General features: G+C 62.1%; 1 pseudogene. It reads right to left on the bottom strand.

Features of this window, described 5'->3' with window-relative positions:
• Positions 1-81: pseudogene (locus tag EXE42_RS20515) on the bottom strand (TrkA family potassium uptake protein); the annotation flags it as partial.
• Positions 82-248: the final 167 nt, after the last annotated feature.

Here is a 248-nt window from a genome sequence, read left to right as displayed (position 1 = left end):
GACGACTTCGTTCCCGGACTTGGTCGCAATATCGATGAGTGGCGTGCCGATGTCGCCGGCGCCGATGATGATGAGGTACATATAGGTTACACCTCCAGTCGCCGCAGGAGCGCTTCACGGACCGACATCGCCGACTCCTCCGGTCCGCGAGCCATCACGACCGTCTTGTCTACTTCTTCGCCGATCGTCTCCGGGAGCGACCCGAACACAGCCTGTGAAATCGCGCCGGAACGAGTCGCCCCGACGCA

Origin of the sequence: Halorubrum sp. SP3 (assembly GCF_005435195.1) — an archaeon.
GTDB lineage: Archaea > Halobacteriota > Halobacteria > Halobacteriales > Haloferacaceae > Halorubrum > Halorubrum sodomense.
The sequence above is the reverse complement of the archived record's forward strand: the minus strand, read 5'-3'. Positions and strand labels throughout refer to the sequence as shown.